The following is a 16,597-nucleotide window of genomic DNA, read 5'->3' as shown; positions in this document are numbered from 1 at the left end:
CGTTCGCGGGATGAGCGAGCGCCTCAGCCCTCTGGGAGAGGAAGACGTAACACTCAAGGGGCCGACCGGCGTCGGCAAGACGCGTTTCGTCGAATACATGGCCGCGCGGCTGGGTCTGCCGCTGTTCACCGTTTCCTGTCACGACGACCTCGCTGCCGCCGATCTGATCGGCCGTCACCTGATCGAGGCGGGCGAGACGCGCTGGTGCGACGGCCCGCTGACGCGCGCCGTTCGCGCCGGCGGCATCTGCTATCTCGACGAGGTGGTCGAGGCGCGCAAGGACACCACCGTCGTCATCCATCCGCTCGCCGACCATCGGCGCGAGTTGCCGATCGATCGCACCGGCGAGGTTCTGCCGGCGCCGCCGTCCTTCATGCTCGTCGTTTCCTACAATCCCGGCTACCAGAACCTATTGAAGGGCATGAAGCCCTCGACCCGCCAGCGCTTCGTCAGCCTGCGCTTCGACTTCCCGGCGGCGCTGCGCGAGGTGGCGATCGTCGCCCGCGAGAGCGGTTGCGCGATCTTCGTCGCCCGCCAGCTGGTCGACCTCGGCAACCGCCTGCGCGCGCTGCAGGACATCGACATCGAGGAAGTCGCCAGTACCCGCCTGCTGGTCTATGCCGGCAAGCTGATGCAGTCCGGGATGTGCGCGACGGATGCCTGTCGCGCCGCGCTCGTCGAGCCGCTGACCGACGACGAGGAGACCGCTGCGGCGCTGATGGAGGTCGTCGCCATCAGCTTCGGCGGCTGAACGCGAGCGACGCATGCCCAATCTCGGCGAGACGCCAGACCGGCTGCAGGCGAAGCGCAGCGCCGCGCAGATCGCTTTCTTCCTTCTCTTTGCGCTGGCACCGGTGTTCGACATCTTCCGCATCGATCTCGTCGCCGCTCACGCGGTGATCATGGGAATGGAATGGCGTCTCGGCATCGACGCCTTTCTCGCCGGGCACATCGGCGCCGGCGAGATGGCGGCCAACCTGTTCCTGCGTCTTTTCCTGCCACTCGGCGCTGCCGCCGGGCTCCTGCTCATCGTCGCCTGGCGCTGGGGACGTCTCTACTGTGGCTGGCTGTGTCCCCACTTCGCGGTCGTCGAGACGATCAACGACCTGATGCGCTGTGCCACCGGCAAGCCCTCGCTCTGGGATCGCCAGAGCTTGCCGGCGCGCCATGCGGACGGATCACCGATCTCGCGCCATCGCGCGTGGTGGCTGCTGCTGCTGCCGACTGCCGCCACCGTCGGCTTCGTCTGGGCGGTCGTCCTGCTCAGTTACCTGCTGCCGCCGGCCGAGGTCTATGGCAATCTGATCGCCCGCTCGCCGACGCGCAACCAGGCGCTGTTCATCAGCATCGCCACGGTCGTGTTCACCGCCGAATTCCTTCTCGCGCGCCACCTCTTCTGTCGGTTCGGCTGCGCTGTCGGTGTCTTCCAGAGCCTGCTCTGGATGGCGAATCGGGGTGCCATGGTGGTCGGCTTCGCGCGCGGCCGCGCCGCCCACTGCGCCGATTGCTACGCCGCCGACGGCCCCGGCCACGCCGTCTGCGAAGGCGTTTGCCCGATGCGTCTGCGACCGCGACTCGCCAAACGCAAGATGTTTACCTGCACGCAGTGTGGCCAGTGCCTGAGCGCATGCGCCACCGTCGAAGCGGGCCGCGGACGCGAGCCGCTGCTGCGCTGGATCGAAGGCGAGGCCGCGCGGCAGAGCGAGGCGCCGGTTAGCCTCATCGGCCGCCGCGGCAAGGCACCGGCAGTTGCGCGGGGAGACGGTTGATGGAAGAGTGGATCGGCGGTGTCTGGGACCGTTTCATCACTCGCGTCGCATGCCGCGAGCACCCCGAGGCGGCGGTGTCGCTGCACGAGGTCGAGCGCAGCGTCGGCGTCCTCTACCGCGCCTTCGGCGGCAGCGCCGGGGTGCGCATCGTCGCCGCCAGCGAGGCGCGTCACGGTGCCCGGCGACGGCTGATCGAGCGTATCGCCGGCAGCGGCGAGAAGCGTGCGCAGGCATCGGTCGACGCGGAAACACTGCGCCTGCCCGAAATGATCGCCCTCTTCGCCGAGCGCGAACTGAACCGCGATCTCTACGTCTGGCTTGCCCTGCTCGCCGCGAGCGATGCAGCGGACTGCGGCGACGACTGGTTCGTGCGCAATCAGCGTCTGAGCAGCGCCTTGCTGCGGCGGCAGCCTGCGCTGCTGCCACGCTACCGGCGTCTCGTCGAAGCCGTACTCGCGACGCGTCCGCCGCCGGCGACGCTCCCTGGCGATGAGGCGGCCTGCGAGGCGGCGATCCGCAGCGCACTGCAGGAGCCCGGCAGCGTCGCCAGCCTGCCGTCGTGTCGCCGGCCACCCGTACCGGTGCCGCTCTGGCTGCACGCACCACCGCCGGCCGGTGCCGCCGGCGAGCGACCCCATGCAGCAGCGGCAGGCGGTGCCGGCGGCAGTCGTCAGCGCCCGGGCGATGGCAAGCGGCGTGCTGCAGAACGCGTCGGCATGCCCGAGCGCAAGTCACCCTTCCTGCTCCCTTTCCGCGCCGAAAGCCTGCTCTCATGGGCGCAATTCGTGCGCGTGAATCGCGACATCGACGATGACGAGGATCCGGATGCCGCCCGCGCAGCCGACGACCTCGACAAGCTGACGCTCGCCGATGACGCCGGTGCCAATCCCGCCTCGCGCATCCGTTTCGACCTCGACCTGCCGCCCGCCGCCGAGGACGAGCTCATTCTCGCCGACGGCATCCGGTTGCCGGAATGGGACTGGCGGCGTCGGGTGCTGCGCCTGGACTACTGCCGGCTGCAGACGATGCGGGCGCGCGATGCGGCGGCGGTACCGCTGCCGCTGCAGCTGCGCCGTACCGCAGCGCACATCCGCCGGCAGTTTGCCTGCCTCGCGCCGGCGCACAGCTGGCTGAAGGCGCAGCCGGACGGCGAGGAGATCGATCTCGACGCCTGCGTGCGCGGGCATGCCGATCGCGTCGCCGGCATCGGCGCTTCGCTTCCGGCCAGCTTCCGCGCGCTGCAGCGCCACGAGCGCGATCTCGCCTGCCTGGTGCTTGCCGATCTTTCGCTGTCCACCGACGCCTGGGTCAGCGACACGCACCGCGTCATCGATCTCATCCGTGACGGCATGCTGCTCTTCGGCGAGGCGCTCGCGGCCACGGGTGACCGCTTCGCGATGTACGGCTTTTCGTCGCTCAAGCGCAGCCTGGTTCGCTTCCACGAAATCAAGACCTTCGACGAGCGCTACGACAATGCCGTGCGCGGTCGCATCCTGGCGATCCGGCCGGGCTACTACACGCGCCTCGGCGCGGCCGTGCGGCGGGCAACGACCCTGCTCGCCGCACAGCCGGCGAGGTTGCGGCCACTGCTCATCGTTTCCGACGGCAAACCGCACGACATCGACCACTACGAGGGGCGCTACGGCATCGAGGACACGCGGATGGCGGTCATCGAGGCACGTCGACAGGGGCTCGAGCCCTTCTGCATCACCATCGACCATGCCGGCGAGGATTACCTGCCGCACCTCTTCGGGACCGCCGGCCATACGGTCGTCAGGCGGCCGGAGGAACTGGCGCTGCGACTGCCGCGGCTGTATGCGCAGCTGACGCGTTGAGGGGTTGCGCGGGGATCGTCGCCGGTCGGCGTGGATGCTTGGCGCCGGTCAGCGAGCGAGGCAATCTGTCCAACGGGCGCCGAGGCGCGGCGAGTTCTCGGCGGACGCCATCGGCGCGACGACCGACCGCGCGCGCGATGGCCCAGGCTGCCGAACGGCGGATCGGGCGTGGAACGCTTCGCCGCCGGCCTTCACGGCGGCAAGCGCTTGGCCGGCGGCCGCAGCACGCGCGACAGCGCGGCGCCACGGTCGCCGCGGTTGCGTGCCGCCAGCTTGCGTTGCAGCGTCCGCCGATGCATGTCGAGTGCCAGCGCCGCGCGCGAGATGTTGCCGTCGCAGTCGCGGAGGGTCTTCAGGATATGGCGCCATTCGACGTCATCGAGGGTGTGCTGCCTGCCGCGCAGCGCAAGCGAAGGCTGCTCGACGGGCGAGTTTGCGGCGGCAGCACAACCGAGGGTCGCCAGGATCTCGTCGATGTGGACGGGCTTTGCCAGGTAGTGATGGGCACCAAGCTTGATCGCCTCGATCGCCGTCGCGATGCTGGCGAAGCCTGTCAACAGGCAGATGCGCGTTGCCGCGGAGAGCGCACGCAGTGGCCGGATCAATGGCAGAGCCGAGTCGCTGCCCAGCTTGAGGTCGAGGATGACGCAGTCGGGCGCCACTTCCCGTGCGACAGGCAGTGCCTGCGCCGCCGTCGTCACCAGAGTCACAGCGAAGCCCCGTGAACGCAGGCCCCGCGTCAGGACGCGCGAGAAGGCCGGATCATCCTCGACCACCAGAAAACACTTCCCGCCTGCCTGCATCGTCAGCACGACCCCGCCATCGAAGATGTGTCGAGCATAACGACCGGGAGGCTGCCGGGGAAGGCGACGGATTGCCGCGCGACGCGATGTCACAGGGCAAGCGGAACCTCTTTTCCCCTGGCAGTCGTCGTCGGAACGGCTGGCGTCGTGGCGGAATGCGGCTCTCGGGAGCCGCCGGATGCCTGCGCCGACCGCCCCGCGGATGCCGTGCGAGGTGTCCTGGATCGCAGCGGACCGCTTCTGCAACGCAGGTTCGCCAAGCCGGCGCGGCGGATGAAGCATCGTTCTCGAAGGCTCGCCGCGTGCGCCGTGGGCAAGCCCGCGACGATCCGCCGCGGCCGGCAAGGCCCTAACGGTGCTCGCCCTGCGGCCGCCGCTGCTGGCGGTTGCTCCGCGACCAGCCGAGGCCGGCGAGCGACAGGCCGACGAGCAGTGCCGAAGCGGGTTCCGGTACGGCGCCGGGTTGCGCCGTGATACGCACGTCGTCGAGCGCGGCGCCGTAGCAGCAGGTGCCGTTGAGTGCCGAGAAGCTCAGCGTCGTCTGCGCCGTGTCGGCGGTGAACTGGAAGCTGTAGTCCAGCCAGCCCATGTTCGATCGCGACTTGCCGCTCTGGTCGAACGAGAACTGGGCCTGCTCGTTGCCGGCGACGACCTGCAGCAGCTTCGTTGCCGGGCCGCCGTCGGTGTTGCCGGCCACCGCGAACTCGACCGTATACAGCCAGCCAATCTGGGTGTCGAAGGTCTGGCTGATCGTACCCAGCGTGTTGCCGGCGAGGTCGATGCTGCGGCTGCCCTGGGCTGCCTGCCAGTAGCTCCCGATGTAGTCGACGTTGCCGCCGCTGATCGTCCAGCCGGCGATCTGGCTGTTGTTGAGGCCAAGCGTGGTGAAGGTGCCCGGGTTGACGGCGGCGGTCTCGAAACTGCCGTTCTGGAAGGGCGTGGCATGCGCCAGAGCGGCGGCCGAAAGGGCGCCGACGAACGTCAGCAGGCGGGCGGTTGTACCTATGGTCATCGTGAATTTTCCTGGGTGGTGAAATGGAGAACTGGCGGCCCGTGCCGCTCCCGGCATGCCGGGGACTTGGCAGCAGCAACGCTCGCTGCCCTGTTCGCCTGTCGCTTCGCTCCGGGCGCCATGCACGAGCCTGTAGCAAGCACGCAGCGCGCGGCGGCAGTGTCGCCGGGCCGTCTTCCACTCTGGACCGGAGCAGCACGACGTTGCGGTGGGGCAATCAGGGCCCGCGGGAATTGCCGCCCGAGGCCATGGTTGAAGCATCCCGCATCGCGTGCTCGATCGCCGTGCGAAAGCGCACAGGCCGAGCGCATTTGCGGTGATGGCCGCGGTCAGCCGCTCGCGCCGACGCCGGCTGCCAGGAAGTCCATCAGCACGCGGACGCGGTGCGGCACATGGCGGTTGCTCGGCAGGATCGCGTAGATGCCGAGTCCGGGAGCGGGAAAGGCGGTCAGGATGGGCTCGACGCGGCCGGCGGCGAGCAAGTCCTCGACGATGAAGTCGGGCTGCAGGCTGATTCCGAGGCCCTGCGCCGCTGCTTCGCCCAGCACCTCACCATTGTTTGCCTGGATGCGGCTGCGCACGGCAAAGCTCGCCACTTTCCCGTCGACGAGGAACTGCCAGCCAGGCACGGCGCCGCCCGTGGTATATCCCAGGCACTCGTGATGGATCAGTTCCGATGGATGTTGCGGCTGCCCGTGGCGGGCGAGGTAGGCGGGGGCCGCGACCACCAGCATGCGACCCGAGCCGATCCGTCGTGCCACGTCACCGCCAGCGAGCCGGCGCGTGATGCGGATCGACACGTCGAAGCCTTCCTCGATCAGGTGCACCCGGCGGTCGCTGTAGTCCATGTCGAGCCCCACTTCCGGATAGAGGCGCGAGAACTCGAGCAACAGCGGTGCCAGCCGTTTGAGTCCGAAGCTCAGCGGCAGGCTCAGCCGGATGGTGCCGCGCGGCGTGGCGCGCTCCGCCGCGACATCCGTCTCCGCGGCATCGACGAGATGCAGGATCAGCCGGCACTTTTCCAGGTAGGCGGCGCCGGCCGAGGTCAGCGAGAGGTGGCGCGTGCTACGTTCCATCAGCCTGATGCCGAGATGGGTCTCGAGCGCTGCCACCTGCCGCGTGACGACCGAGCGTGCGACGCCGAGCTGCTGCGCCACGGCAGCAAAGCTGCCGAGCTCGGCGACGCGCAGGAAGAGTCTCATGGCCTCGAGTCGGTCCATTGTTGCTCCATGAGCAATGATGACTTGCAGATTGTCGCCTGTTTCGATCGTGAAGGAAGGTCTACAGTTCGTCCATCGCATCCGGACCCTGCCAAATGAAAACAAGCCAGACGCAACCCGCACTGTTCGTACCGCACGGCGCACCGACCTTCGCGCTGCGACCAGGCGCTGCCGGCGCAGCCATCGCCGACCTCGCCCGCACGTTGCCGCCAGCGCGCGCGATCGTCATCGTCAGCGCGCACTGGGATACCGCCGTGCCGACGGTCGGTTTCGCCGACCGGCCGCTGACCATCCACGATTTTCACGGCTTTCCTTCGGCGCTGTACGCGATCAGCTATCCGGCAACCGGTTGCCGCGAGGTGGCAGAAGAAGTGTTCGCGGCAATCCGCGCTGCCGGGATGGCGGCCGAACGGGCGCCTGCGCGCGGTCTCGACCATGGTGTCTGGGTACCGTTGCGGTTGATGTTTCCGCAGGCGGACGTACCGGTCATTCCGCTTTCGCTGCAGAGCCTTGGCGGCCCGCAACAGGCGTGGCTGCTCGGCCGGGCGCTGGCACCGCTGTTGCGCCGTGGCGTTCTCGTCATCGCTTCCGGCAACGTCACGCACAACCTGCGTGACTACCAGCGGGCGGCAGGCGACGGCGGCGCGATCCCCGCCTATGTCCGCCAGTTCCCGGCCTGGCTGGCGGAGCGCCTGCAGGCGGGCGACACGGCGGCCGTGCTCGACTACCGCCGGCAGGCGCCGGGCGCAGTCGCCGCGCATCCGAGCGAGGAGCACCTGCTGCCGCTCTTCGTCGCGCTCGGGGCGGCCGGCGACTTGCCCCGGGTCAAGCGCATCCATGCCGGTGTTGACGATTTCGTCATCGCCATGGATGCCTATTCCTTTGCCCCCGTCAGCGCCTGACGGCGCGTGCAACGGGCGGCAGGCGCGACGGATGCGATCGGCACCCACGCCATCACGGGGGGTGTGCGCACTGGCTGCGGCGGCAGCGACGCGTCGGCCGCGGTCGGGGTGCCGGGCGCCGACGCCGCCATGGCACTCAGAGGTTGTGAATAAAGCTACTGCGCGACCGATCTGCTGCGTTGCTCAGTCGCTCACTCCTCGCCTATCCACTTGATATGTCTCGTCGTTCGCTCCATCGCGCCTTGCATCTCGGCCTGCTCGCGACGATTTCTTCACAACCTCTCAGCACGACCATCGATCGATGAGCAGCGCTTTGCCGCTGCCATCACAGGAGAAGCCCATGCTGCAGATCAGGAAAGCAGAAGACCGCGGCCACGCGAACCACGGCTGGCTGAAAAGCCATCACTCGTTCTCGTTTGCCGACCATCACGACCCGGCGTACATGCGCTGGGGCAACCTGCGGGTCCTAAACGACGACCTGATCGCGGTCGCTGGCGGCTTTGCCACGCACGGCCATCGCGACATGGAGATCGTCACCTATGTCACCGCCGGATTGCTCGGGCACCGGGACAGCCTCGGCAACGGCACCGACATCCCGCCCGGTGACGTGCAGCGGATGAGCGCCGGACGCGGGGTCCGCCACAGCGAGTTCAACCACGCGCCCGACCAGCCTACCCATCTGCTGCAGATCTGGATCGAGCCACGCTGCAAGGGAATCGAACCGGGCTACGAACAGCGGCACTTCGCCGCCCTCGAAAAGCGCGGCCGCCTGCGACTGATCGCTTCGCCCGACGGCGCCGCCGGTTCGCTGACCATCCATGCCGATGCCGCGATCCACGCCGGGCTGTTCGACGGCGCGGAATCGGCGAGCCTGCCGCTTGACCCGGCGCGCAAGGCCTACGTGCATCTCGTCCGCGGCCGCCTGATCGTCAATGGCCACCTCCTGCGTGCCGGCGATGGCGCATCGGTGGCCGCTGAAGAGCACCTCGAACTCGGCGACGGGGACGACGCCGAAGTCCTCGTTTTCGATCTCGCCCCCTGATCTGCCAACCCGCACAAGGAGATTCACCATGAGCAAGATCGCCGTTGTCTTCCATTCCGGTTACGGCCACACCCTGCGCATGGCGCAGGCCGTGGCCGAAGGTGCCGGCGCCGAACTGGTTGCCATCGACGCCAAGGGCAACCTGCCCGCCGGCGGCTGGGAATGCCTCGCCGCCGCCGACGCCATCATCATGGGCAGCCCGACGTACATGGGCAGCGTCAGCTGGCAGTTCAAGAAGTTTGCCGATGCGTCGAGCAAGCCCTGGTTCGCCCAGGTGTGGAAGGACAAGCTGTTTGCCGGCTTTACCAACAGCGCGACGATGAACGGCGACAAGCTGTCCACCCTGCACTACCTGTTCACGCTCGCCATGCAGCACGGCGGCGTCTGGGTCGGCACCGGCATGATGCCCGCCAACACCAGTGCCGCGCAGCGCAACGACCTCAACTACGTCGGCTCGTTCTGCGGTGCCATGGCCACCTCGCCCGCCGACGGTGGCGCGGACGAGATGCTGCCGGGAGATCTCGAGACCGCGCGCCTGTTCGGGCAGCGCGTGGCGGATCTGACCGTCCGCTTCCGGCGCTGAGCGGCCGTGACGGCTGCCGGAGCCGTCGGGGCCGACCACGGTTCCCTTGCGGACGCAACCTGTTGCGCCGGGTGCGCAACGACACGCGGCTGACGACCGACAGGGATTGCCCTGGGCGAGCACCCGAGTGCTTGGGCCATCTGTCCGCAGCGCGGCAGCGCCGGGCGCGCCAGGCGAGGTGGTGGTGGTCGCCGTGGCGACGCGAACGGGTGACGAGAAATAGGTCACGGTCTGTCCCGTGGCAGCTGTCGGATCACTTTACACCGCGACCCAAGCCGCGCCGGGGCCCGCAGCCAATGCCCGTCGGCATCTGTAAGGATTCGTCGATCAGTTCGTCCAATGAGCGGACCACGCTGCCGCGAATGGTCCACCGACCCACTTGACCGATCGAGAAGGAGTCTCACCATGCATCAGAACGACACCACCCGCCATGCCTCCGCTGCCGCCCTTGCCCTTGCCCTGGGGGCTGCCCTGAGCATGGCCGCCGCGCCGGCCATCGCCGCCGACGCGGCCAAGGAGAAGTGCTACGGCATCGCCATGAAGGGCAAGAATGACTGCAAGGCCGGTCCCGGTACCTCGTGCGCGGGCAGCTCGACGAAGGACCACCAGGGCAATGCCTGGACCTATGTCCCTGCTGGCACGTGCGAGAAGACGGCGTCGCCGACCTCGCCGACCGGCATGGGGCAGCTCAAGGAATTCAAGGAGAAGAAGGCCTGAGCGGCGGATCCGGGATCCGGCGCCTCGTCATGTCTGACATCGGCAAGCCACGGGCGGCGGTTGTCGCCGCGCGCGGCGGCGGGGCGTCGCTGCCCGCCGCCGCGGGCGTCGGGCTCAAGCCCGAGCACTTCCTCGAGGTGCTCGAAACGAAGCCGGCGCTCGGCTTCTTCGAAATCCACGCCGAGAACTACATGGTGCCGGGCGGCCCCTTCCACCATTACCTCGGCCGCATCCGCGCCGACCATGCGCTGTCGATCCACGGCGTCGGCCTGTCGATCGGCGGCGAGGCGCCGCTCGACGAAGCCCACCTCGACCGGCTGGCCGCGCTGCTCGACCGTTACCAGCCAGAATCGTTTTCCGAGCACCTGGCCTGGTCGTCGCACGGCGGCAACCACTACAACGACCTGCTGCCGGTGGCGTTCAACTCGGTGACACTGCAGCGCGTCTGCGAGCACATCGACCGCGTGCAGCACCGACTCGGGCGCCGCATGCTGCTCGAGAACCCGTCCACCTACGTCGAGTTTGCCGCTTCCGATCGCGACGAAGCCGCATTCATCGGCGAAGTGGTCGCGCGCACCGGTTGCGGTCTCTTGCTCGACCTGAGCAACGCCTACGTCTCCTGCACCAACCACGGGCGCGACCTGCAGGCCTACCTGCGCGCGTTGCCGCTGGCGGCAGTCGGCGAAATCCACCTCGCCGGCTTCGCGCGGGATGTGGACAGCCTGGGTGCGCCGCTGCTCATCGACAGCCACGCTGCGCCGGTGGCCGAAGCGGTATGGGCGCTGTATGACGAGGCTCTGCGCTTCACCGGTGCGGTGGCGACGCTGCTCGAACGTGACAACGATCTGCCGCCTTTCCCGGTGCTGCTGGCCGAGGCATTGCAGGCCGGCCGGCGCCTGGATGCGTTGCGCGCGCCTGCTGCGATGCGCGTGGTGGCCGCATGAGCCGCTTCGGCGGCGATGCCGCCTTCGCCGCCGCGCTGCTCGATCCGGCGCAGCCGGCGCCGCCCGGCCTCGTCAGCTGGAACGGCTCCGACCCCGCGCAACGCTTCGGAGTCCATCGCAACAACGTGATCGTTTCGCTGATCGACGCACTGGCGGACAGCTTTCCGGTGGTGCAGCAACTGGTCGGCGAAGCCTTCTTCCGCGCCATGGCGCACGAATTCGCGCGCCGGTCGCCGCCGCGGTCGCCGGTTCTGGCCTGGTATGGCGATGGTTTTGCCGATTTCGTCGCCGCTTTCCCGCCGGCGGCCGGCGTGCCCTACCTTGCCGACATGGCGCGGCTGGAGTACGCCCGGCTGCTCGCCTTCCACGCCGCCGATGCCGCGCCGCTGCCGGTGGCCGCCGTCGCCGCCTGTCTCGCCGACCCCGCGATGCTGCCGAGGCTGCGGCTGCAACTGCACTCCTCGCTGCTGCTGGTCGGCTCGCCGTTTGCCATCGCTTCCCTTTGGGGCGCGCACCAGGGCATCGGCGACCTCGCCGCCGTCGACCCGCTGCAACCCGAATGCGCACTGGTGCTGCGCCAAGGGCTATCGGTTGCCGTGATCGCGGTGTCGCCGGCAACCGCCCGCTTCATCGCCGCGCTGCAGCGCGGCGCGGCGCTCGGCGATGCCGTGCAGGAAGCCTCGACGAAAGAGGCTCCCTTCGACCCCGCGCCCGCCCTCGGCCTCCTGATCGGCAACGATCTCCTGCTCGGCATCGGGCAGGCCCCTCGAGAGCAAGGAGAACAACCATGACCGACCATGCCGACCGCTGTCTCGTGCGCAAGTCCGTCGAGCTGCTCAGCCGCATCCCCGACTCGCTGATCGCCTTCCTCGCCCGCTTCGCGCTGGCTGCCACCTTCTGGTCGTCCGGCCAGACCAAGGTGCAGGGCTTGCGCATCGACATCGTCGGCGGCGAGTTCGAGTTCGGCTGGCCACGGCTTGCCGATTCGCTGCTCGACCTTTTCCGCGACGAATACCGCTTGCCGCTCATTGCGCCCGAAGTCGCGGCACCGATGGCGGCAGTCGCCGAACATCTCTTCCCGCTGCTGCTGCTGATCGGACTGGCGACGCGATTTTCCGCGTTGGCGCTGCTCGGCATGACGGCGGTCATCCAGATCTTCGTCTATCCGGATGCGTACGCGCTGCACGGCACCTGGGCGGCGGGCCTGCTTTTCCTGGTTGCCCGGGGAGGTGGCGCCTTGTCGGCCGATGCGCTGCTTGTCCGCCGCTGTGGCGGCGCCTGACCGGCGCTGCGGGCAGCAGCCTGAGCCGCGCCACGTGCTCGATGCCGGCCGGACGCGCCGCGCAGCCGGCCTGCGACCCGCCGCGTCGTCGCCGTGCTATGCCGAAGGCCTGAGCCAGATCAGCAGCGCCCCCACCAGAACGATGACTTCGCAGGCCGCACAGCCGAGCAGGATGCGGCGGCAGCCCCGCAGTGGCGAGAAGAAGGCTGCGAGCGACAGGGCGAGGGCGAGCCCCGGTGCCAGCAGCAGACGCAGTGGCGCCAGGAGTGAGCACGCTGCGGGCGGGAGCGTGGCGGAGTGCGCGGCCGGCAGGGCGACCAGTGCGGCGATGCCGGTTGCCCCGGTGGCGAGCGCGATCAGCGATGCGATTCGCCAGAAGACCGGCCGCGTCCGCAGGAAGAACAGTGCGGCGCCGGTTGCCGGCATCGCTGCGCCGGCGAACACGATCAGGAACCACAGTGCGTCGCCGAAAGCGGCCATGCCAGCAGCGCCACCGCTGTCTGCATCCGCCTGCAGAAGCCAGCGGGCAGCCACCGCTGCCGCAGCGACGACCAGCGCCGCAGCGTAGCCGCCGGTGACGAGCAGAATCTGCGTCCAGCGGCACGGAGCCTCGCTGCGGCGAGCGGACTCGCTGCCGGCGGTTGGCGCCGGCAGCGTCTGGGCGCCGGCGCGCAGACTGCGTCGCCCTCGGTCGCGGAGATCGTTCATCGACTGCCCCGGTCCCGCAGCATGCCATCGTGGCATCGATCCGCGGGAGTCTGGCGCCGATCATAACCCGGAGTCGCGTCGCCCAGGGTTGATTCGTGCTGCCGGGGCACCGTGCTTGACGAAAGCCGGTGCAGGACCGATCATCCGGCGCAGGCCGCTGCGGCCGGCCACCGTGCCCGGCCGTCGGGCAGCGGCGCGCAGTGGGATTCCTGCCGTCGCTGGGCTGGCTGCCGGGGTTGCCGCTGTGGCGGCGGGTCCATGGATGCGGCCTGCGGTGCATCGCGTTGTCGACGACGGATCGACCAAACACCCCTGAAAGGAAATCGGCATGAACAATGAAAACCCCGTCCGCTGGTTCGAGATTTACGTGCAGGACATGCAGCGCGCCAAGTCATTCTACGCCACCGTCCTCGGCGTCGAGTTCACGCAGCTCGATAGTCCGGGGATCGAGATGTGGGCCTTTCCGATGCAGATGGACGCCGGCGGCGCGTCGGGATCGCTGGTGAAGATGGAGGGCATGCCGTCGGGTGGCAACAGCACGCTCGTCTACTTCGGCTGCGAGGACTGCGCCGTCGAGGTCGGACGTGTCGTCAAGGCTGGTGGTCAGGTCTGCAAGGACAAGTTCTCGATCGGCCAGTACGGTTTCTGTGCGCTGGCCATCGACACCGAGGGCAACATGTTCGGCCTGCACTCGATGGTCTAGGCGCTTGGCGCGAGCAGTCGTCGCCTGCCGATCAGAACGGCGACAGCACGGCGACCACGCGGCCCGTTTCGATGCGCACCGACTTCAGCAGCCAGCGCGCGGTCTTTTCCTGCAGGTTGCCGTTCTCGCGCAGGACGTAGACCGGCTTCGACCGGAAGTACGATGCGAGCAGTTGCGAGGCCGCCTGACGAACGAGCGGGTTGGCCTCCTTCCGCTGCGACGGTATCTTCACCGAGTCGATGACCGGATCGTCGATGAAGAAGGCCTTCTGCTGGTCATCGTAGCGAAGACCGGCGCGGCCGGCGACAGCGACGCGCAGCGGCCGGTTGCCCGGCATCTGCACGTCCACGGCGCTGGCGATGCCGGCACGGCCATCGTCGCCGTCGAGCCGGATCGTCGGCGGCTCGTTCAGGGCGACCGAAATCAGCCCGCCGTAGGACAGTTGCAGCGGCTTCGCCCTGGCCAGGGCCGCGTCGACGTCCGCCTGCGAGAAGACGACTTCCCTTTCGAAAAGGCCGGCACCTGCACTCGGGCCGCTGGCCAGCAGGGTGGCGACAAGAAACAGCGCGCGTGCGAGTTGCATGAGGTCCCCGGTTCGCTTCAGACAATGCGCCATCGTCGGCCGATCAGCTGATGAAGGCAAGCGATGTCGTCCCGTTGGCGGCGACCGCCCGGCCGCCTGCCGCCGTCGACGGGCTTGCTCCGGATCCTGCTCCGGCCGGCGGGCGCCCTGCCGCCAGGCTCCGGACAGACTGACGGCGGGGGGATTTGCGACCATCGGGCCTCGCCACGCGGCAGGAGTTCCATCCGGCACCGATGGTGCAGGGAAACTCAGCAAGAATCGGATTGCGCCTCCGGTAGCACCTGCCGCAGACTCAGGCATCCTTTCACTTCCGTGGTGGTGATGGCGCCATGAACGATTGCAGCCTGATTCGCCTTCTCATCCTGTCCGCCATCCGGCCTTCGGCGTGCTGTGGGGCCACCTCTTCCTCGGCGAGGCGGTCGGCTGGCATACGCTGCCTGGCGCCAAACTGGTGCTGGCGGCCACCGGGCTGACAACGGGATTCTCGCCGGCATCGCTGCTGGCTTTGTGGAAGGCAAGGCATGCCCACTCCTGAACTCGACGAGCAGTCGCGCAACTTCGCCGCCGTCGCGCGCGCCATCGAATACATCCGGGCGAATGCACGCGCCCAGCCGACGCTCGAGGAGGTCGCCGCCGCCGTGCACCTGAGTCCCTTCCACCTGCAGCGGCTGTTCTCCAGCTGGGCCGGCATCTCGCCGAAGCGCTTCCTGCAGTACCTGACCAAGGAACACGCCCGGCGCGAACTGGCGAAGGCACGCGACGTCCTGTCCGTGGCGGCCGACAGCGGTCTCAGCAGCGGCAGCCGCCTGCATGATCTGATGGTCCATTGCGAGGCGCTGTCGCCTGGCGAGATCCGCTCGGGCGGCCTCGGCATCGAGATCTCCTGTGGTTTCGCGCCATCCCCCTTCGGCGACGCACTGATCGCGTGGACGGCGCGCGGCGTCTGCCATCTCGCCTTCTGCTCGATGGCCGAGCCGGCGATGCTCGCCGAGCTGCTGGCACGCTGGCCAGCGGCGACGACCGTGCGCGATGACGAGCAGGCGCGGCGGCTGCTGGCCCGCATCTTTCCCGCCACGCCGGCGCGCGGCACCCTGCACCTGCTGCTGCGTGGAACGAACTTCCAGATCAAGGTCTGGGAGGCGCTGATCCGCGTCGAGCCCGGTACGCTGATCTCCTATGGCGAACTGGCGCGGCGGGCGGCCGCGCCCAACGCCCAGCGGGCGGTCGGCAGTGCGCTGGCGGCCAACCGCATCGCCTACCTGATTCCCTGTCACCGGGTGATCCGCGAGTCGGGAGAGATCGGCAGCTATCGCTGGGGAAGCAGCCGCAAGCTGGCGCTGCTCGGCTGGGAGGCCGGCATCGCCGAGCGCACGCGTGCCGCCGCCGGCGACGAAGCGTGATCGCCGCTGCCCGGCCGTCGCCGCACGCCCGGGCGCCGGGCGCTATTCCCTGCCGACCGAGAGCACCGGATGGGTTTCGCTCTCCGAGACGAGGACGGTCATCAGATTGGTGACCAGCCTGATGCGGTCTTCGGCAGACAGCCTGACGACTCCTTCGGCTTCCAGTTGCTCGATGCCGAGCCTGACCATGCCGACCGCTCCGTCGACGATCCGGGCGCGTGCGGCGACGACCGCTTCCGCCTGCTGTCGGCGCAGCATGGCGCTGGCGATCTCCGGCGCATAGGCGAGGTGGGAGATGCGCGCCTCGACGACCTCGAGGCCGGCGAGCGCGACGTGCTCCTGGATTCGCGTCGCCAGCAGTTCGGCGACGGCGTCCATGTCGCCGCGCAGCGAGTTCCTGCCGTCGGCGTCGCCGTCGTACCAGCGCGCGCTGACCACCGAGCGCACGGCCGACTCGCTCTGGATGACGATGTAGTTGGCGTAGTCCTCGACGTCGAAGGCGGCGCGCGCCGTGTCGGCGACACGCCAGACGACGACCGCCGCCACTTCCACCGGGTTGCCCGCCCGGTCGTTGACCTTCAGCGTTGGCGTGTTGAGGTTGTTCGCGCGCAGCGACATCTTCTGCCGCTGGTAGAAGGGGTTCACCCAGTAGAAGCCGTCCCGGCGCAGGGTGCCGGCATAGCGGCCGAAGAAGGTGAAGATGCCGGCGATGTTCGGCTGCAGGATGCCGAAGCCCTTGCCGACAAGGGCAAGCAGTGGAATCGCCAGGATCCGGGGCAGCGAAACCGGCGTCGGAAAAGGCAGTGCCAGGCCGATGAGGTTCCACGCCACGAGACCGATGAACGGCCAGAGGGCCCACACCAGAAAGGCGAACCACAGGGGCAGGGCCAGCCAGCCGGAGATGCTCGCAGCCGGCCTTTCTTCAGCGATCTCGCGCACCGGATACTCCTCGTCAGCGTTGCATTGGTTTTCTCATTGTAGATGCTTCCGGCCAGGCTGGGCGCCGTCACATCGCGTCGCCGCGGCTGCCGGCCACAAAGGCCTGCGCGCGGTGTGCCGGAGGGCCCGACTTGCGGCGGGGCAGGGAGGCTTCG

19 protein-coding genes are annotated in these 16,597 nt (G+C 68.8%); 13 read left to right on the top strand and 6 right to left on the bottom strand.

Annotated features, from left to right (window positions below; translation table 11 throughout):
* Positions 1 to 10: 10 nt before the first annotated feature.
* From NFW30_RS18900 to NFW30_RS18890, 3 genes are read left to right on the top strand one after another with little or no spacing between them, the layout of a single operon-like run.
* Positions 11 to 751, top strand: coding sequence for a CbbQ/NirQ/NorQ/GpvN family protein (locus tag NFW30_RS18900; RefSeq protein ID WP_295349564.1), 741 nt, complete (start codon positions 11 to 13; stop codon positions 749 to 751).
* A gap of 13 nt (positions 752 to 764) precedes the next feature.
* Entirely contained in the window at positions 765 to 1,769 is a 1,005-nt protein-coding gene (locus NFW30_RS18895; RefSeq protein WP_295349556.1) for a 4Fe-4S binding protein, read from the top strand.
* Entirely contained in the window at positions 1,769 to 3,604 is a 1,836-nt protein-coding gene (locus NFW30_RS18890; RefSeq protein WP_295349554.1) for a nitric oxide reductase, read from the top strand. Before NFW30_RS18895 ends, NFW30_RS18890 begins: the two co-directional genes overlap by 1 nt.
* Positions 3,605 to 3,795: 191 nt before the next feature.
* On the opposite strand, the gene NFW30_RS18885 is transcribed toward NFW30_RS18890, so the two are convergent.
* The 3 genes from NFW30_RS18885 to NFW30_RS18875 form a co-directional block, all read right to left on the bottom strand.
* Entirely contained in the window at positions 3,796 to 4,407 is a 612-nt protein-coding gene (locus NFW30_RS18885) for a response regulator (protein ID WP_295349562.1), read from the bottom strand.
* A gap of 349 nt (positions 4,408 to 4,756) precedes the next feature.
* Entirely contained in the window at positions 4,757 to 5,419 is a 663-nt protein-coding gene (locus NFW30_RS18880) for a choice-of-anchor C family protein (RefSeq protein ID WP_295349552.1), read from the bottom strand.
* A 329-nt stretch (positions 5,420 to 5,748) separates the two neighbouring features.
* Positions 5,749 to 6,639: a LysR family transcriptional regulator gene (locus NFW30_RS18875; RefSeq protein ID WP_295349550.1), complete on the bottom strand. Its 891-nt coding sequence runs from the start codon at positions 6,637 to 6,639 to the stop codon at positions 5,749 to 5,751.
* 95 nt (positions 6,640 to 6,734) lie between these two features.
* Between NFW30_RS18875 and NFW30_RS18870 the strand changes: the two genes are divergently transcribed.
* The 7 genes from NFW30_RS18870 (at position 6,735) to NFW30_RS18840 (ending at position 12,109) form a co-directional block, all read left to right on the top strand.
* Positions 6,735 to 7,541 (top strand): class III extradiol ring-cleavage dioxygenase, encoded by an 807-nt coding sequence (locus NFW30_RS18870; RefSeq protein WP_295349548.1) that lies wholly within the window; start codon positions 6,735 to 6,737, stop codon positions 7,539 to 7,541.
* A 340-nt stretch (positions 7,542 to 7,881) separates the two neighbouring features.
* Positions 7,882 to 8,583, top strand: a complete 702-nt coding sequence (locus NFW30_RS18865) for a pirin family protein (protein WP_295349546.1) — start codon at positions 7,882 to 7,884, stop codon at positions 8,581 to 8,583.
* Positions 8,584 to 8,611: 28 nt separating this feature from the next.
* Positions 8,612 to 9,166 (top strand): flavodoxin family protein, encoded by a 555-nt coding sequence (locus NFW30_RS18860; RefSeq protein ID WP_295349543.1) that lies wholly within the window; start codon positions 8,612 to 8,614, stop codon positions 9,164 to 9,166.
* A gap of 405 nt (positions 9,167 to 9,571) precedes the next feature.
* Positions 9,572 to 9,883: a DUF2282 domain-containing protein gene (locus NFW30_RS18855; RefSeq protein WP_295349541.1), complete on the top strand. Its 312-nt coding sequence runs from the start codon at positions 9,572 to 9,574 to the stop codon at positions 9,881 to 9,883.
* 29 nt (positions 9,884 to 9,912) lie between these two features.
* Positions 9,913 to 10,827 carry a DUF692 domain-containing protein gene (locus tag NFW30_RS18850; protein ID WP_295349539.1) on the top strand — a complete coding sequence of 305 codons (915 nt, stop codon included), beginning with the start codon at positions 9,913 to 9,915 and terminating at the stop codon, positions 10,825 to 10,827.
* Positions 10,824 to 11,618 (top strand): DNA-binding domain-containing protein, encoded by a 795-nt coding sequence (locus tag NFW30_RS18845; RefSeq protein WP_295349537.1) that lies wholly within the window; start codon positions 10,824 to 10,826, stop codon positions 11,616 to 11,618. Before NFW30_RS18850 ends, NFW30_RS18845 begins: the two co-directional genes overlap by 4 nt.
* Positions 11,615 to 12,109, top strand: coding sequence for a DoxX family protein (locus tag NFW30_RS18840; RefSeq protein WP_295349535.1), 495 nt, complete (start codon positions 11,615 to 11,617; stop codon positions 12,107 to 12,109). Before NFW30_RS18845 ends, NFW30_RS18840 begins: the two co-directional genes overlap by 4 nt.
* Positions 12,110 to 12,205: 96 nt before the next feature.
* On the opposite strand, the gene NFW30_RS18835 is transcribed toward NFW30_RS18840, so the two are convergent.
* A complete protein-coding gene (locus NFW30_RS18835) occupies positions 12,206 to 12,817 on the bottom strand; it encodes a hypothetical protein (protein ID WP_295349533.1) in 612 nt (203 codons plus the stop codon).
* Between the two features lie 328 nt (positions 12,818 to 13,145).
* On the opposite strand from NFW30_RS18835, the gene NFW30_RS18830 reads away from it, so the two are divergent.
* The gene (locus NFW30_RS18830; protein ID WP_295349530.1) at positions 13,146 to 13,520 is read left to right on the top strand and encodes a VOC family protein; all 375 of its coding nucleotides are present in this window, start codon (positions 13,146 to 13,148) and stop codon (positions 13,518 to 13,520) included.
* Positions 13,521 to 13,551: 31 nt separating this feature from the next.
* On the opposite strand, the gene NFW30_RS18825 is transcribed toward NFW30_RS18830, so the two are convergent.
* Entirely contained in the window at positions 13,552 to 14,103 is a 552-nt protein-coding gene (locus NFW30_RS18825) for a DUF1439 domain-containing protein (protein ID WP_295349528.1), read from the bottom strand.
* Between the two features lie 385 nt (positions 14,104 to 14,488).
* On the opposite strand from NFW30_RS18825, the gene NFW30_RS18820 reads away from it, so the two are divergent.
* Both NFW30_RS18820 and NFW30_RS18815 read left to right on the top strand, forming a co-directional pair.
* Complete coding sequence (locus tag NFW30_RS18820; RefSeq protein WP_363322129.1) at positions 14,489 to 14,638, top strand: hypothetical protein; 150 nt, start codon at positions 14,489 to 14,491, stop codon at positions 14,636 to 14,638.
* On the top strand, positions 14,625 to 15,503 hold the full coding sequence (locus NFW30_RS18815; protein ID WP_295349526.1) for a methylated-DNA--[protein]-cysteine S-methyltransferase: 879 nt from the start codon (positions 14,625 to 14,627) through the stop codon (positions 15,501 to 15,503). The genes NFW30_RS18820 and NFW30_RS18815 overlap by 14 nt, the downstream gene beginning before the upstream one ends.
* 42 nt (positions 15,504 to 15,545) lie before the next feature.
* Here NFW30_RS18815 and NFW30_RS18810 read toward each other — a convergent pair whose 3' ends face one another.
* On the bottom strand, positions 15,546 to 16,442 hold the full coding sequence (locus tag NFW30_RS18810; protein WP_295349524.1) for an SPFH domain-containing protein: 897 nt from the start codon (positions 16,440 to 16,442) through the stop codon (positions 15,546 to 15,548).
* Positions 16,443 to 16,597 lie beyond the last annotated feature (155 nt).

The organism is Accumulibacter sp. (assembly GCF_023806635.1).
GTDB lineage: Bacteria > Pseudomonadota > Gammaproteobacteria > Burkholderiales > Rhodocyclaceae > Accumulibacter.
This window is presented reverse-complemented; position numbering and strand designations above follow the sequence as displayed.

Excerpts from the sequence above, each read along its gene's own strand:
- NFW30_RS18900 (WP_295349564.1), top strand. The coding sequence starts at position 11 with ATGAGCGAGCGCCTCAGCCCTCTGGGAGAGGAAGACGTAACACTCAAG.
- NFW30_RS18895 (WP_295349556.1), top strand. The coding sequence starts at position 765 with ATGCCCAATCTCGGCGAGACGCCAGACCGGCTGCAGGCGAAGCGCAGC.
- NFW30_RS18890 (WP_295349554.1), top strand. The coding sequence starts at position 1,769 with ATGGAAGAGTGGATCGGCGGTGTCTGGGACCGTTTCATCACTCGCGTC.
- NFW30_RS18885 (WP_295349562.1), bottom strand. The coding sequence starts at position 4,407 with ATGCAGGCAGGCGGGAAGTGTTTTCTGGTGGTCGAGGATGATCCGGCC.
- NFW30_RS18880 (WP_295349552.1), bottom strand. The coding sequence starts at position 5,419 with ATGACCATAGGTACAACCGCCCGCCTGCTGACGTTCGTCGGCGCCCTT.
- NFW30_RS18875 (WP_295349550.1), bottom strand. The coding sequence starts at position 6,639 with ATGGACCGACTCGAGGCCATGAGACTCTTCCTGCGCGTCGCCGAGCTC.
- NFW30_RS18870 (WP_295349548.1), top strand. The coding sequence starts at position 6,735 with ATGAAAACAAGCCAGACGCAACCCGCACTGTTCGTACCGCACGGCGCA.
- NFW30_RS18865 (WP_295349546.1), top strand. The coding sequence starts at position 7,882 with ATGCTGCAGATCAGGAAAGCAGAAGACCGCGGCCACGCGAACCACGGC.
- NFW30_RS18860 (WP_295349543.1), top strand. The coding sequence starts at position 8,612 with ATGAGCAAGATCGCCGTTGTCTTCCATTCCGGTTACGGCCACACCCTG.
- NFW30_RS18855 (WP_295349541.1), top strand. The coding sequence starts at position 9,572 with ATGCATCAGAACGACACCACCCGCCATGCCTCCGCTGCCGCCCTTGCC.
- NFW30_RS18850 (WP_295349539.1), top strand. The coding sequence starts at position 9,913 with ATGTCTGACATCGGCAAGCCACGGGCGGCGGTTGTCGCCGCGCGCGGC.
- NFW30_RS18845 (WP_295349537.1), top strand. The coding sequence starts at position 10,824 with ATGAGCCGCTTCGGCGGCGATGCCGCCTTCGCCGCCGCGCTGCTCGAT.
- NFW30_RS18840 (WP_295349535.1), top strand. The coding sequence starts at position 11,615 with ATGACCGACCATGCCGACCGCTGTCTCGTGCGCAAGTCCGTCGAGCTG.
- NFW30_RS18835 (WP_295349533.1), bottom strand. The coding sequence starts at position 12,817 with ATGAACGATCTCCGCGACCGAGGGCGACGCAGTCTGCGCGCCGGCGCC.
- NFW30_RS18830 (WP_295349530.1), top strand. The coding sequence starts at position 13,146 with ATGAACAATGAAAACCCCGTCCGCTGGTTCGAGATTTACGTGCAGGAC.
- NFW30_RS18825 (WP_295349528.1), bottom strand. The coding sequence starts at position 14,103 with ATGCAACTCGCACGCGCGCTGTTTCTTGTCGCCACCCTGCTGGCCAGC.
- NFW30_RS18815 (WP_295349526.1), top strand. The coding sequence starts at position 14,625 with ATGCCCACTCCTGAACTCGACGAGCAGTCGCGCAACTTCGCCGCCGTC.